Here is a 12,965-nt window from a genome sequence, read left to right as displayed (position 1 = left end):
GGCCTACGCGGCCTGCGGCCTTGGTGCCCCTGAGGATCACGGGGACGAGTCTCTCGCACCGGTGATCCCGCTCTTCGGCGGCAGCCGTTCAGCCGCTCACCCGGCGGGAGGCCACGCGAGTTCGAGCTCCGCTCCCGCGCGGGACACCGATTCGCGATTCGGTCGTCGTTTTGCGGGCCATCCGATCGAGCCCGACGTCGACGGTGTCGAGAGCGGAGGACGCGACGATCCGCAAGACGATGACGTACGCGAACGGGCCGAGGCACTCCTCCTGCGCAAGCTGCGATCTCGGTCGCTGTCGATCTCGGAGGCCCGGAACGCCATCCGTGAAGTACCGGGCACCGACGAGGTCGTGATCACCGAGCTGATCGAGCGTTTCATCGACCTCGGCTACCTCAACGACGCGGTGTTCGCCGAGCAGCTCGTGCTCTCGGCTGTCGAGCGTCGAGGCGAGGGCCGTCGGGCGGTGGCGACCACGCTGATGAAGCGCGGAATCCCTCGTGATATCGCGGACGCTGCCATCGCGGAGATGCCCGACGACGACGCGGAGCGCGCTCTCGACTTCGCGCGGAGCAAGGCGCGAAACGTCGGCGGCAAAGACGACGACGCGGCGCTGCGCCGGCTCGCCGGCCAGCTCGCGCGCCGAGGTTACCCGTCATCGGTGGCGCTGAGCGCGGCGCGCCAAGCGCTGCGCGAAGTCGGTGTGGGGCGTTCGCGACCGTCTCGACCGACCTCGGGGGTTCGCTTCACTCCCGACGAGTAGGCGCCCCGCGGCGCCGCTCACCCACGGTTCTTCCGGCAACGGGAGCCGGGACGAGGAGTTGTGAGGTGGAGCCGAGACGGGAACCCGGACGGAGAGCCAAGACGGGGAGCCGCGAAGGACGCGGCAACCAGCTCGGGTCCACGAGAGGTCGACCGCGCCGTCTCACGCGCGGGACTGCTGGTTCTCCCACTGCGCCACGAGACGCCCGAGCTCGCCGCGGGTGGCGGCGCCGATCTTCGTCCGGGCCTGGTAGACGTGCGATTCGACTGTTCGCACCGACAGATAGAGGATCGCCGCGATCTCACGGTTCGTGTGCCCCTGCTCGACGAGCAGAGCGATCTCGCGCTCTCGCCGCGTCAAGTCGCGAAGCGGCGAGGGGGCCGCGGACAGGGCCGGGACGGGGAACCTCGAGATCGTCCCGAGCGCGGCGCCGTGGCCGCCCTCCTCCGCGGACCAGAAGCGGTGCAGGCGCAGCCCTTCCGTGACGTCGTGCACCTCTCCGCTCTCCCACGCGTCGAGCCGACGGGTCAGGTCGATGGCGAGGGGGAGATCTGTCGTCGTCACGAGCGTTCGAAGCTCAGTGCTCTCCGACGTCGTGATGTCGCCCAGCACGAGCAGTCGGAACAGATCGCGCATCCGGACCGGCGGCACCTCGCGCGCGGCCGACAGGCCTGCCGCGACTCGTGCGGTGGTACGCGCATCGTCCGCGCGCCCTTCGGCCATGAGCACCGTGGTCTCCACTGCCGCGCGAGCGTGGCGCACGTGGAGCTCGTCGCCCGTCTCGATCCGTGACAGCAGCGCGCGCCCCTCACTGACGCGTCCGCTCGCGGCGAGGGCCTCAGCAAGACCGAGCTCGGCGAGATCTGCGTCGGGTCCCGAGAGTGAGCCGGCGGACTTCGTGCGAACCGACTCCCATTCACGCAGGCCGTCGGCCGGTCGGCCGAAGTTCGTATCGGCGATGGATGCCGCGACCCCGGCGATCAGGAGGGCGGCGACGTCGTGTTCCCGTGCGGCTTCCGTCCGTTCACCGGCCAGACGGGCGTAGACCGGCCCGCCGTCGGCACCGGCGAGCTGATGGCTCGCAAGCATGACGAGGATCGCGCTGAGCCGATGCGTCGCGCTCACATCTGAGGGTCGCTGGCGCGCGTCGAGAATGCGCAGGACGTCGTCGAAGTGCTCTCGCGCTCGACGCCATCGACCGCGGAACGTCTCCGCCATGCCGGCGCTCAGCAGCGCTCGCAGGTGGGTGGCGCTCCGTTCGGGCGACAGTGCAAGGGCCTTCTCGGCGGAGTGCACGGCGCGAGACCATTCGAAGTCCGCCCCGGCGCGCGCTGAATCGTCGAGGTGCCGTTCGATCTCGGCATCCGCATCGCCCTTCGTCGCGGCGTAAAGCGGCACCGCGAGTCCCCGGTCCGCGACGACGGTCCGGAGGCGTGCGAGACGTCCCCGGCCCTCCTCGTCGAGGTCGGAGGGATCGATGTCGTCGATCGCGTCCGCATCCGTTCCCGTTCCGAGCAGGGCGACGGCGAAGGCGGCCTCCAAGCGCAGCTCGGGGGAGTCGAGCGATCGGAGTCCCCGTGCCGCGTGCGCGGCGGCGTGTGCGGCGTCACCGCGATCGTTCGCGTCGCGCGCGGCATCGAGCGCGATCCGCGCGCGTAGCGCGGGCGATCGCGTCACCTCCGTCACGGCGGCGTCGTCACCGCGGTGCCAGCGTTCGGCGATCGACACGGCCAGGGGGGCGCACCACCATTCGGCCTCGTCATCGAGCATGCGGGATCCGGCTGCCGCGACGAGCGCATCGATGCGCCCTGTACCCAGTTGTCGCTCCGCTTCGCGCGCGATCGCCTCATTCGCGGTCAATCGTCGGGCCGGACTCCGGTCCGAGTGCACCAGTCCTGCGGTGATGAGAGCTTCGAGCCTCGTCGGGGACACGAACCGCGTGGCGACCGAGAACTCGACGTGAGGCAGCCGATTGAGGAATGCGAGGCACTCCTGGTCGCCCTCGGCGAGATCTCCGGTGTGGAGCTTCAGGGCGACGGACAGACGGCTGTGAGGCGGGGTGTCGCGGATGGCGGCGAAGGGGTCCCGACCCCCGGCGACCGCGCCCACCGCTTCGGCGACGAGTTCGCGGAGCAGCGTTCGAGAGCCGTCCGCGCGCCAGAGGATGGCGCCGCAGATCGTGGCATCCAGAGTCGAGGCTCCCGGCAGCACCGCGAGCAGCTGCTCGCTGTCGGTCGGGGTGAGTTCCGAGAGGTCCAGACGCTCGGCGAGCCCGTCGAGCCACAGACTCAGCATGGTCTGACCGACACCCGTGGCATCGAGGTCGACACGTCGAGCCCGGGCGCGGGGGATGAGGAGCGTCGCGAGCAGGGTGACACGACCGTCCGCTACGCAGCGGGCGAGGAATCGCGCGGAGTCGACGTCGAGAGTGTGCACATCGTCCACGAGGACGACGACGCCGCCGTCCGGCACACGCCCACGTCTCAGCTCGACGATGCGTGGGTCGCCGACGGCGTCGAGCGCGCCGAAGGGCACGTCCGAGAGCACGGTCGAGGGGCGGACGACGGCGGCGGCGACTCCGTGCGCGGCGAGGTCGCCGGCGACCGCACGCAAGAGGTGGCTGCGGCCGCTTCCGCGCGCACCGGCCACGATGACCGACGTCCCCGCGAGCAGAGATCCGGCCAGGGCCGTCGCGTCGCGGTCAGCCCCGATGAGGGGCTCGGACCACGTCCACGATCGGCCTTCCCGCACGACTTCTCCTTCAGGGCGCGTCCGCGCACACGCGGACGGACGCGAGGCGACCCGCGTCGAGCCCACGCTATCGAGGCACCATTTCGCCGTCCGTCCCGTGAACGAAGAGTTGCGCCCGATTCGCGAGGCGGGCGGTCACGGCTGTCGGGGAGTCGCGGCGCTTAGACTTGCTCCCATCATGACCACCCCCGTTTCGACCCCGACGCTGATCGCGCCGTCCCCCGCCGCGCAGGGCAGCGACGGACCGCGCACTTACGAAGTCCGCACCTTCGGCTGCCAGATGAACGTGCACGACTCCGAGCGCCTCTCCGGCTCGCTCGAGAGCGCCGGCTACGTCAGGGCCGAAGCCGGATCAGAAGCCGACGTGGTCGTCATCAACACCTGCGCCGTTCGTGACAACGCGGCGGGCAAGCTGTACGGCACGCTGGGCCATTTGAAGTCGCGCAAGGACGCCCACGCGGGCATGCAGATCGCCGTCGGCGGGTGCCTCGCTCAGATGGACAAGGACGCCGTGCAGCAGAAGGCCCCCTGGGTCGACGTCGTGTTCGGCACCCACAACATGGGGTCGCTCCCCGGCATGCTCGAGCGTGCACGTCACAACGGCGAAGCCGAGCTCGAGATCCTCGAGTCCCTCGAGATCTTCCCCTCCACCCTCCCCACCAAGCGCGACTCCGTCCACAGCGGCTGGGTCTCGATCTCGGTCGGGTGCAACAACACCTGCACGTTCTGCATCGTGCCGAGCCTGCGCGGCAAAGAGAAGGACCGCCGCCCCGGTGACATCCTGAACGAGATCCGCCTGCTCGTCGACGACGGTGCGATCGAGGTCACGCTGCTCGGCCAGAACGTGAACTCCTACGGCGTCGAATTCGGCGACCGCCTCGCGTTCGGCAAGCTCTTGCGCGCAGCGGGCGAGATCGAGGGGCTCGAGCGCATCCGCTTCACGAGCCCGCACCCGGCTGCCTTCACCGACGATGTCATCGCCGCGATGGCCGAGACCCCGGCGGTGATGCCGCAGCTGCACATGCCCCTGCAGTCCGGTTCCGACCGCATCCTCAAAGCGATGCGCCGGTCGTACCGCAGCGAGAAATTCCTCGGCATCCTGGACCGCGTGCGGGAGCGCATCCCGCACGCCGCGATCACGACGGACATCATCGTGGGTTTCCCCGGCGAGACCGAAGAAGACTTCCAAGAGACCCTGCGGGTCGTCGAGGCGGCGCGCTTCTCCAGTGCGTTCACCTTCCAGTACTCGATCCGCGAGGGCACACCGGCGGCGACCATGGCCGACCAGGTGCCGAAGGCCGTCGTGCAGGAGCGCTACGAGCGTCTCATCGCCCTGCAGGATCGCATCAGCGCGGAAGAGAACCAGAAGCAGCTCGGCCGCACCCTCGAGGTGCTCGTCTCGACGGGCGAGGGGAAGAAAGACGCCGAGACGCACCGCCTGACCGGCCGCGCCGAAGACAATCGGCTCGTGCACTTCGAGCTGCCCGCGGGCTCGCCCGTTCCTCGTCCCGGCGATGTCGTGTCGGTCAGGGTGACGCACGCCGCGCCCTTCCATCTCCTCGCCGACGCACCCGACGGCGCCCCGCTGAGGATCCGTCGCACGCGTGCCGGCGATGCGTGGGACCGTTCGCAGGCCGAGTCGTGCGGGGTGCCGACGCCCGCGGGCGAAAGCGGAGCCCCGCGCGCGGTGTCGCTGGGCCTTCCCACCCTTCGCGTCGGCGTGTGACCGCCCCGGCCCTGTGGGCCGTCGTCGGCGCCACCGGGACCGGCAAGACGGTGCTCTCTCTCGACCTCGCGGAGGCGCTCGCGACCCGCGGCCGTCCGGCCGAGATCGTGAACGCGGATGCGATGCAGCTGTATCGCGGCATGGACATCGGTACCGCGAAGCTTCCGCAGGCGGAGCGCCGTGGCATCCCGCATCATCTCTTCGACGCTCTCGCGGTGACCGACGAGGCCGCGGTGGCGTGGTACCAGGATGCCGCGCGCGCGGCGATCCGCGAGATTCACACCCGTGGTGCCGACGCGATCCTCGTGGGGGGATCGGGCCTGTACGTCTCGGGGGTGCTGTGGGACTTCCGCTTCCCCCCGCGCGACGAGGCCCTCCGCGCCGCGCTCGAGGACGAGCTGGAACGTCACGGCTCCGGAGCCCTCTATGCGCGCTTGCGCGAAGCGGATCCGGTCGCCGCCGAGCGCATCGATCCCCGCAACGGACGCCGTGTCGTGCGTGCGCTCGAGGTCCTCGCGCAGGGCGGCGAGACGCACGGCGGCGCCCTTCCCGAGGCACCGGAGTTCTGGCATCCGGAGACCCGCATCGTCGCCACGGCGATCGACCGCGAGGAACTCGTCCCGCTTCTCGACGCCCGTGTCGAGCAGATGTGGGGTGCGGGTCTCGTCGACGAGGTCGAGGCTCTCCGCGCGGAGGGCCTCGAACGAGGAGTCACCGCCGGGCGCGCGATCGGGTACGCTCAGGCCCTCGCTCAGCTGCGCGGTGACCTCACCCGCGACGAGGCGATCGCCGAAACGCAGGCGCTCACCCGCCGGTATGCCCGACGCCAGGTCTCGTGGTTCCGCCGGTACGCCGACGCGCGGTGGGTCGACGCCCGAGCGGTGGATGCCACGGCCCTGGCCGCCGAACGAGAGGAACGATCGTGACCGTCGAGATCCGGGTGTTCGACATCGCCGACGAAGACGCCGTCGTCGCGCTGTGGGAGGAAGCCGGTCTGACCCGGCCCTGGAACGATCCGCGCGCCGACATCCGGCGCAAGCTCACCGTCCAGCCCGAGCTCTTCCTCGTCGCGGTCGACGGGGACTCCGTCGTGGGGAGCGTCATGGCCGGGTACGACGGGCATCGCGGATGGCTGTACTACCTCGCCACCGCCGGTACGCACCGGGGGCAGGGCCTCGGGGCGGCGCTGGTCGCCGAGGCGGAGCGTCTGCTGGAGGCGATGGGGTGCCCGAAGGTGCAGCTCATGGTGCGGCCCGACAACACCGGAGCCCGGGGGTTCTACGACGCCCTCGGGTACGAGCCCTTCGACACCTGGGCCACGGGCAAACGGCTCATCGTCGATGGCCCGGGCGGTCCGCCCGCGCCGACGGCGTGACTCTGCCGCGTCCCAGAGAGCCGCGTCCCTAGACTGGAGTCATGTCGACCATCGCGTTCACCAAGGGCCACGGCACGGGCAACGACTTCGTGATCATCTCCGACCCCGACGGCGAACTCGAGCTGCGCGACGAGCAGGTCGCGGTACTGTGCGACCGCCACTTCGGCATCGGAGCCGACGGTTTGCTGCGTGTCGTCCGCGCGGCAGCGATCGACGAGGGCGCCGAGGCGGTGGTATCCGGAGTCGAGTGGTTCATGGACTACCGCAACGCGGACGGGTCCAAGGCAGAGATGTGCGGCAACGGCACGCGCGTCTTCGCCCGGTACCTGAGCGACACGGGGCTCGCGAGCCTCAACGGGGGACTGCGCATCGGCACCCGCGCGGGGGTCAAGACCCTCACGCGCAGCGAACGCGGTTACGAGGTCGACCTCGGCGCCTTCGCGATCGAGGCCGACGACACCCTCGTCCGTGCGAAGGGACTTCCCGTCGCGCGTCCGGGTGTCGGCATCGATGTCGGCAACCCGCACGTGGTGGTGGCGGTGGCATCGGATGCCGAGCTCGAAGCGTTGGACCTCACCTACCAGCCCGTCCTCGACCCCGCACCGCGCCACGGAGCGAACGTCGAGTTCGTCGTTCCGGCCGATCCGCTCGTTCAGGAGGGCGTCGGAGCGATCCGCCTTCGCGTGTTCGAGCGAGGAGTGGGCGAGACGCTGAGCTGCGGCACCGGGGTCGCCGCGGCCGCGCTCGCCGTGCGGCACTGGGCAGGCGCTGCCGCGCCCGATGTCTGGACGGTCGACACTCCGGGCGGCACCCTGGGCGTTCGGGTGGCCGGGGGGCACGTGTTCCTCTCGGGTCCCGCGTCACTGGTGTTCACGGGTGAGGTCGCGCTGGCCTGAGCGCAGCGTGCGGGCGTTCCGCGCTCGCGGAGACCGCATGGCGGCACCGCGTCGCGAGACCGCGTCGCGAGACCCCGCGAGGTCTCGGGCCGTGGCCGATCGCCTCGGCATCCGGTCGCGCCGACAGACGCCGTGTCAGGCGATGACGTCGATCGGCTCGCTCGGCGGCGAACCGTGGCGACGCACGCGCAGCACGCGGAAGCCGCGTCCGGTGGCCGCGCGGTGCACGCTGTAGCCCGGCGCGAAGGTCGCGGCGAGCCAGCGCTGCAGCGAGTCCGAGCCCAGGTTGCGCTGCACGACGAACCACCCGTCCGACCGCTCGGACAGGCGCGGAATCCAGTGTTCGAGCATGTTGTGCAGCTCGCTCTTGCCCACGCGGATCGGCGGATTCGAGCGGATGGTGCGGAACGAGACGTCCTCGGGAACATCCTCGGGACGCACGGCGTTGATGTTCGTGAGGCCGAGTGACTCGGCATTACGCCTCACGAGATCGAGAGCACGCTCGTTGACGTCGACCGCCCACACGGTCGCGTGCGGTGACGCGAGCGCGAGCGACAGCGAGATCGGACCCCACCCGCACCCCAGGTCGAGGAAGTGCCCACCGGCGGGAGGGGGCGGCGTGTTGGCGAGGAGCACCGAGGTCCCGGCATCCACATGGTCGGGACTGAAGACTCCGCCTGCCGTGACGACCTCGAGGTCACGACCGGCAAGCGTCACACGGAGGCGGCGGAGCTGTTCGGGACTCGACGGCGACGCGCTGAAATAGTGCTCGCTGCCCATTCCGACAGAGTAACGGACCCGGCTCCCCGACGCCGGGGACGACTAAAGTGCGAGAACGAGCGGGAGAGCCCGCCCACGAAAGGAACACATGACCGAACAGACCACACCCCCGAACACGGACGCGGCCCCGGTGGACCCGGTGGACCGCGTGCTGTCGCGCGCCGAAGCGCACCGCGGGGTCCGGGTCTTCGGTGCAGCACAGGCCCTCCAGGACGCCGCAACGGCGTACGGGGGCAACACCGACGGCGATCAATGGGATCGCGAGGAGCGCGCCGCGCTGCGTCGCGTTCCCGGTCTGTCGACCGAGCTCGAGGACGTCACCGAGGTCGAGTACCGCCAGTTGCGGCTCGAGAACGTCGTCCTCGTCGGTGTGCACCCGCAGGGGTATCAGGCGGATGCCGAGAACTCCCTCCGCGAACTCGCTGCGCTCGCCGAGACGGCCGGCGCGGTCGTGCTCGACGGTGTGCTCCAGCGCCGACCGCATCCCGATCCGGCGACGTACGTCGGTAGGGGAAAGGCCGAGGAGCTGCGCGACATCGTCGCCGCGGTGGGCGCCGACACCGTCATCGCCGACACCGAACTGGCGCCCAGCCAGCGCCGTGCGCTCGAAGACGTGGTGAAGGTCAAGGTCATCGACCGCACGACGGTGATCCTCGACATCTTCAGCCAGCACGCGAAGAGCCGTGAGGGCAAGGCCCAGGTCGAGCTCGCTCAGCTCGAGTACCTGCTTCCGCGTCTGCGCGGATGGGGTGAGTCGATGTCGCGGCAGGCCGGTGGACAGGTCGGCGCGGGCGGCGCGGGCATGGGATCGCGCGGTCCGGGTGAGACGAAGATCGAGCTCGATCGCCGTCGCATCCGCACCAAGATGGCGCTGCTGCGCAAGCAACTGCGCGACTTCGCCCCCGCGCGGGCGGCCAAGCGTGCCGAGCGCAAGCGCCACACGATTCCGTCCGTCGCCATCGCGGGGTACACCAACGCCGGCAAGTCGAGCCTGCTCAACCGCCTCACGAGCGCCGGCGTCCTCGTCGAGAACGCGCTGTTCGCCACCCTGGATGCCACGGTCCGCCGCTCCGAGACGACCGACGGTCGCGTGTACACGCTGACCGACACGGTCGGTTTCGTGCGCAACCTGCCGCACCAGCTCGTCGAGGCCTTCCGCTCGACGCTGGAGGAGGTGGGCGACGCCGACGTGATCCTGCATGTCGTGGACGCGTCACACCCCGACCCGGCCGCGCAGCTCGCGACGGTCCGTGACGTGATGGGCGACGTCGAGGCCGACTTCGGCCACGAGATCGTCGTATTCAACAAGGCCGACCTCGTCAGCGACGATGATCGCCTCGTGCTGCGCGGGCTCGCCCCGAGAGCGCACTTCGTCTCGTCGCGCACGGGAGAGGGCATCGATGAGCTTCGCGCCGCGATCGAGGAGGCGCTTCCGCTTCCCGCCGTCGAGGTGCAGGCCGTCGTCCCGTACGACCGCGGCGACCTCGTGTCGGCGGTCCACGAGAGCGGCTTGATCGTGGCGCAGGAGCACCGCGAGACCGGAACCTTCCTGCACGCGCACGTCGGTGCGCGACTGGCGGCCGAACTCGAGCCGTACGCGGCCTGATCCCGGGATCCCCGTGCTTCGGCGCGGGGGTCCCGGCCCTCACGGGGCCTCTCGACGGTGGAGCATCGGCGCAGCGCGCGCCCGTGCGACCTGCCACGCTTCGAAGGTGTCATCGCCCGACCCGCTGCTCTTCGCGGTCGAGTCGCGCGCCCGTGAGGAGGGCTTCGAGCTCGCCCCGGCGCAACGCGCGGTTCTCGGACAGATGGCGCGCGCTCTCGCCGGTGGGGCCGCGCGCGGTGTCTACGTGTACGGCCCCCCGGGTCGGGGAAAGTCCTGGCTCGCCGACGCGCTCTTCGCCGCTCTCCCGGACGGCCGTGCCACGCGGGTGCACTTCCACGGCTTCTTCGACGACCTCCACCGCCGGATCCAGACGCACCGGAGCGAACCGGATGCCACGACCCGGGCGCTCGATGACGTCATCGGCGGGAGTCGAGCGGTGTTCTTCGATGAGCTCCACGTCCACGATCCGGGCGATGCCCGTCTGCTCACGCGTCTCCTCGAGCGCATCGCGGAGCGCGGCTGCACGCTCGTAGCGACGTCGAACTACGCGCCGCGAGACCTGCTGCCCGACCCCGTCTGGCATCACCTCTTCGTTCCCGGCATCGCCCTTCTCGAGGCTCATCTCGACGTGGTGCGTCTCGACGGGGCGGTGGACTATCGCACGCGAGAGTCCGACCACACGTCAGGATTTCGAGCCGGCGTGTGGTCCACGGCTTCGCCCCCGGTTGCTCTGACGGCCCCGAAGCGGCTGTCGGTGCGCGATCGCGTGTTCACCGTGACGTCGGCCGCTGAGCGCTCGATGATCGCGACGTTCGTCCAGCTATGCGACTCGCCCGTGACACCCGCGGAGTATCGGCACTGGAGCGCGGTCTATCGGCACTGGACGCTCACCGACGTGCCACCGTTGGACGAGGTCGGCCCCGCCGCCCAGCAGCGGTTCATGAACCTCATCGACGTCCTCGTGGACGCCGACGTGCGCCTCGACGTGCACTCCGCGGTCGACCTCGAGGCGTTCCTGTCGCGTGCCGCGGGACGACCCGACGCGCTCCGCATGGCCAGTCGCCTGCGCTTACTGCGCCACGGCTGAACCTCGCCGGCACGTCGAGGTGCGGTGCCTGGCGGGGATGCCGGCGAGTTCCGGTGGCTTCAGCCGAGATCGAGTACGGGAACCCCCGGTGTCTCGAAACCGAACACGGCGCCCAGGAACCCGAGTTCGCGCTCGAGCGAGTCGATCACGGTCTCCGCGCGGCGGAAACCGTGTCCCTCGCCCTCGTAGAGCACGTAGGCGTGCGGCACGCCGTGGGCCGCCAGGGCGTCACGGATCGCCTCGGCCTGCGAGGGAGGGACGACCCGGTCTTCCGAGCCCTGCAGGATGAGCAGGGGAACGCGGAACCGCTCGGGATGAGTGAGCGGGGATCGTTCGATGTAGACGTTCTCGGAGTCGGGGAGGGCGCCGATGAGCCCGTCGAGGTAGCGCGCCTCGAAATCGTGGGTGTCTTCCGCCAGCGCGCGCGCGTCGCCCACGCCGTAGCGGGAGATGCCGGCCGAGAACACATCGGTGTTCGTCACCGCGGCGAGCACGGTCCAGCCCCCCGCCGAGCCTCCGGCGATCGCGAGGCGATCGGGGTCGGCGAGTCCCGCGTCGGCGAGAGCGGACGCTGCGGCCGCGACGTCATCGACATCGACGACGCCCCACTGCCCCTTCAGTCGATCCCGGTAGGCGCGGCCGTAGCCGGTGGAACCGCCGTAATTCACGTCGAGGACGCCGATCCCACGGCTGGTGAAGAACGCCGTCTTCGCCGAGGGGGCCGGTCCGACGTGCGAGGTGGGACCACCATGGACGAGAACGACGTACGGCGGCCGCTCGTCGTCCGGGGCGGTGACCTGGGGATTGGTCGGCGCGTAGGCGAAGGCGTGCACGGTGCCGTGCGGCCCCTCGGTTTCGAGGGCGCGGGCCGTCGGCATCCATTCGTCTCCCCATGAGCCTGCTCCGCCCGTGACGAGGTCGACGCTGCCGGCGGCGAGGTCGACGAGCCAGAGGCCCGAGCGGCCGCCCGCGTCGGCTCCCGACACCAGCACCCGCGTACCGCGTGCGTCGTCGACCGCGGCGCCCGCGACGGCGGGGACCTCCAGCGGACGGACCCCGGACGGGGCGATCTCGACGACCTCGTCGCCGCCGTCGGTCCGCACGGCGACGATGCGTCCGTCGTCGGTGACGCCGAACCAGCGCGTCCCGAGCACCCAGAGCCCACCGCCGGTGTCGGCGTCGGCGGGGGCGACCGCCTGCGCGTCGCCGTCGAGGGGGTGGCGGAACAGGTTCCACCGACCGTCGGGGTCGTCGGCGTAGAGCAGCTCGTCGTCGCCGATCCAGACCGGTTGCAGGGGAGCGCGATTCGCGCCGCCGGCGATGTCGCGCACCGTGCCCGTATCGAGGTCGGCGACGCGGATGATCGTGGCGTCCCACGGCATGTCGGGGTGGTTCCACGCGACCCAGGCGAGGCGTCGTCCGTCGGGCGACAGCGCGGGCTGGGCGAGGAAGTCGCTCCCGGCGGCGAGGACCTCGCCGGCACCCTCGCCGTCGACGGCGATGCGGACGATCGCCCGCGCGGGGACGCGGTCGGAACCGTGGGTCTCGCGGACGGCGAGGAGGACGCCGTGCTCGAACCCGAGGCCGCCGTGACGCACGGCCTCGTCGGCGGGGGTGAGGGGGCGCGCCGTGCCGCCTGGTCGGAGCGCGTAGACGCGCTGGTCGGTCTTCTCGACGTAGAACAGCTCACCGTCGTCGGACGCCGTCCACGCGCCTCCGCCGTATTCGTGCACCGCGGAGCGGGCGTTGGCGGGAGCGGGGAGCACGGTCTCGACGGTTCCGTCGACGCGACGCCGTTTCACCGCGACGCGACCCGCTTCGGCGGGCACGGACTCACCCCACCACACCTCGTCGCCCACGAGCCGTGCGCCGTCGATACGCGGCGAGGACTGCGCCACCGACTCGGGTGTGATCGGTGAGGGCCAGGAACCGTAGGGGAGGGTGTCTGCCATGGATCCACTCTAAGGAGGGGCGCCGACAC

Annotated in this window: 10 protein-coding genes; 7 read left to right on the top strand and 3 right to left on the bottom strand. The window is 70.9% G+C overall.

Going from position 1 to position 12,965, the window contains the following annotated elements; all coding sequences use genetic code 11:
* Positions 1-61 precede the first annotated feature (61 nt).
* On the top strand, positions 62-763 hold the full coding sequence (locus NS283_RS00475) for a regulatory protein RecX (RefSeq protein ID WP_058594954.1): 702 nt from the start codon (positions 62-64) through the stop codon (positions 761-763).
* A 162-nt stretch (positions 764-925) separates the two neighbouring features.
* Here the strand turns inward: NS283_RS00475 and NS283_RS00470 are convergent, their stop codons facing one another.
* On the bottom strand, positions 926-3,514 hold the full coding sequence (locus NS283_RS00470) for a helix-turn-helix transcriptional regulator (protein WP_058594915.1): 2,589 nt from the start codon (positions 3,512-3,514) through the stop codon (positions 926-928).
* A 178-nt stretch (positions 3,515-3,692) separates the two neighbouring features.
* Between NS283_RS00470 and miaB the strand changes: the two genes are divergently transcribed.
* The 4 genes from miaB to dapF are packed head-to-tail and all read left to right on the top strand — an operon-like array spanning position 3,693 to position 7,511.
* Entirely contained in the window at positions 3,693-5,240 is a 1,548-nt protein-coding gene (gene miaB, locus NS283_RS00465; protein WP_058594914.1) for a tRNA (N6-isopentenyl adenosine(37)-C2)-methylthiotransferase MiaB, read from the top strand.
* On the top strand, positions 5,237-6,166 hold the full coding sequence (gene miaA / locus NS283_RS00460; protein ID WP_058594913.1) for a tRNA (adenosine(37)-N6)-dimethylallyltransferase MiaA: 930 nt from the start codon (positions 5,237-5,239) through the stop codon (positions 6,164-6,166). The genes miaB and miaA overlap by 4 nt, the downstream gene beginning before the upstream one ends.
* Positions 6,163-6,615, top strand: a complete 453-nt coding sequence (locus NS283_RS00455) for a GNAT family acetyltransferase (protein WP_058594912.1) — start codon at positions 6,163-6,165, stop codon at positions 6,613-6,615. The genes miaA and NS283_RS00455 overlap by 4 nt, the downstream gene beginning before the upstream one ends.
* Positions 6,616-6,656: 41 nt before the next feature.
* Positions 6,657-7,511: a diaminopimelate epimerase gene (gene dapF / locus NS283_RS00450; RefSeq protein ID WP_058594911.1), complete on the top strand. Its 855-nt coding sequence runs from the start codon at positions 6,657-6,659 to the stop codon at positions 7,509-7,511.
* A 135-nt stretch (positions 7,512-7,646) separates the two neighbouring features.
* On the opposite strand, the gene NS283_RS00445 is transcribed toward dapF, so the two are convergent.
* Positions 7,647-8,291: a class I SAM-dependent methyltransferase gene (locus tag NS283_RS00445; RefSeq protein ID WP_058594910.1), complete on the bottom strand. Its 645-nt coding sequence runs from the start codon at positions 8,289-8,291 to the stop codon at positions 7,647-7,649.
* An 88-nt stretch (positions 8,292-8,379) separates the two neighbouring features.
* Between NS283_RS00445 and hflX the strand changes: the two genes are divergently transcribed.
* Positions 8,380-9,897 (top strand): GTPase HflX, encoded by a 1,518-nt coding sequence (gene hflX, locus NS283_RS00440; protein ID WP_058594909.1) that lies wholly within the window; start codon positions 8,380-8,382, stop codon positions 9,895-9,897.
* A gap of 106 nt (positions 9,898-10,003) precedes the next feature.
* Positions 10,004-10,984, top strand: a complete 981-nt coding sequence (gene zapE, locus NS283_RS00435; protein WP_058594908.1) for a cell division protein ZapE — start codon at positions 10,004-10,006, stop codon at positions 10,982-10,984.
* A gap of 59 nt (positions 10,985-11,043) precedes the next feature.
* On the opposite strand, the gene NS283_RS00430 is transcribed toward zapE, so the two are convergent.
* Positions 11,044-12,936 (bottom strand): S9 family peptidase, encoded by a 1,893-nt coding sequence (locus NS283_RS00430; protein ID WP_058594907.1) that lies wholly within the window; start codon positions 12,934-12,936, stop codon positions 11,044-11,046.
* Between the last annotated feature and the right edge of the window lie 29 nt (positions 12,937-12,965).

This window comes from Microbacterium testaceum (assembly GCF_001476285.1).
Lineage (GTDB): Bacteria > Actinomycetota > Actinomycetes > Actinomycetales > Microbacteriaceae > Microbacterium > Microbacterium testaceum_B.
Note: the sequence above shows the minus strand (reverse complement) of the source record. Positions and strands in the feature narration are given on the sequence as shown.

Bases quoted from the DNA above. Each gene is read 5' to 3' on its own strand.
- miaB (WP_058594914.1), top strand. From the start codon at position 3,693: ATGACCACCCCCGTTTCGACCCCGACGCTGATCGCGCCGTCCCCCGCC.
- dapF (WP_058594911.1), top strand. From the start codon at position 6,657: ATGTCGACCATCGCGTTCACCAAGGGCCACGGCACGGGCAACGACTTC.
- NS283_RS00445 (WP_058594910.1), bottom strand. From the start codon at position 8,291: ATGGGCAGCGAGCACTATTTCAGCGCGTCGCCGTCGAGTCCCGAACAG.
- hflX (WP_058594909.1), top strand. From the start codon at position 8,380: ATGACCGAACAGACCACACCCCCGAACACGGACGCGGCCCCGGTGGAC.
- NS283_RS00430 (WP_058594907.1), bottom strand. From the start codon at position 12,936: ATGGCAGACACCCTCCCCTACGGTTCCTGGCCCTCACCGATCACACCC.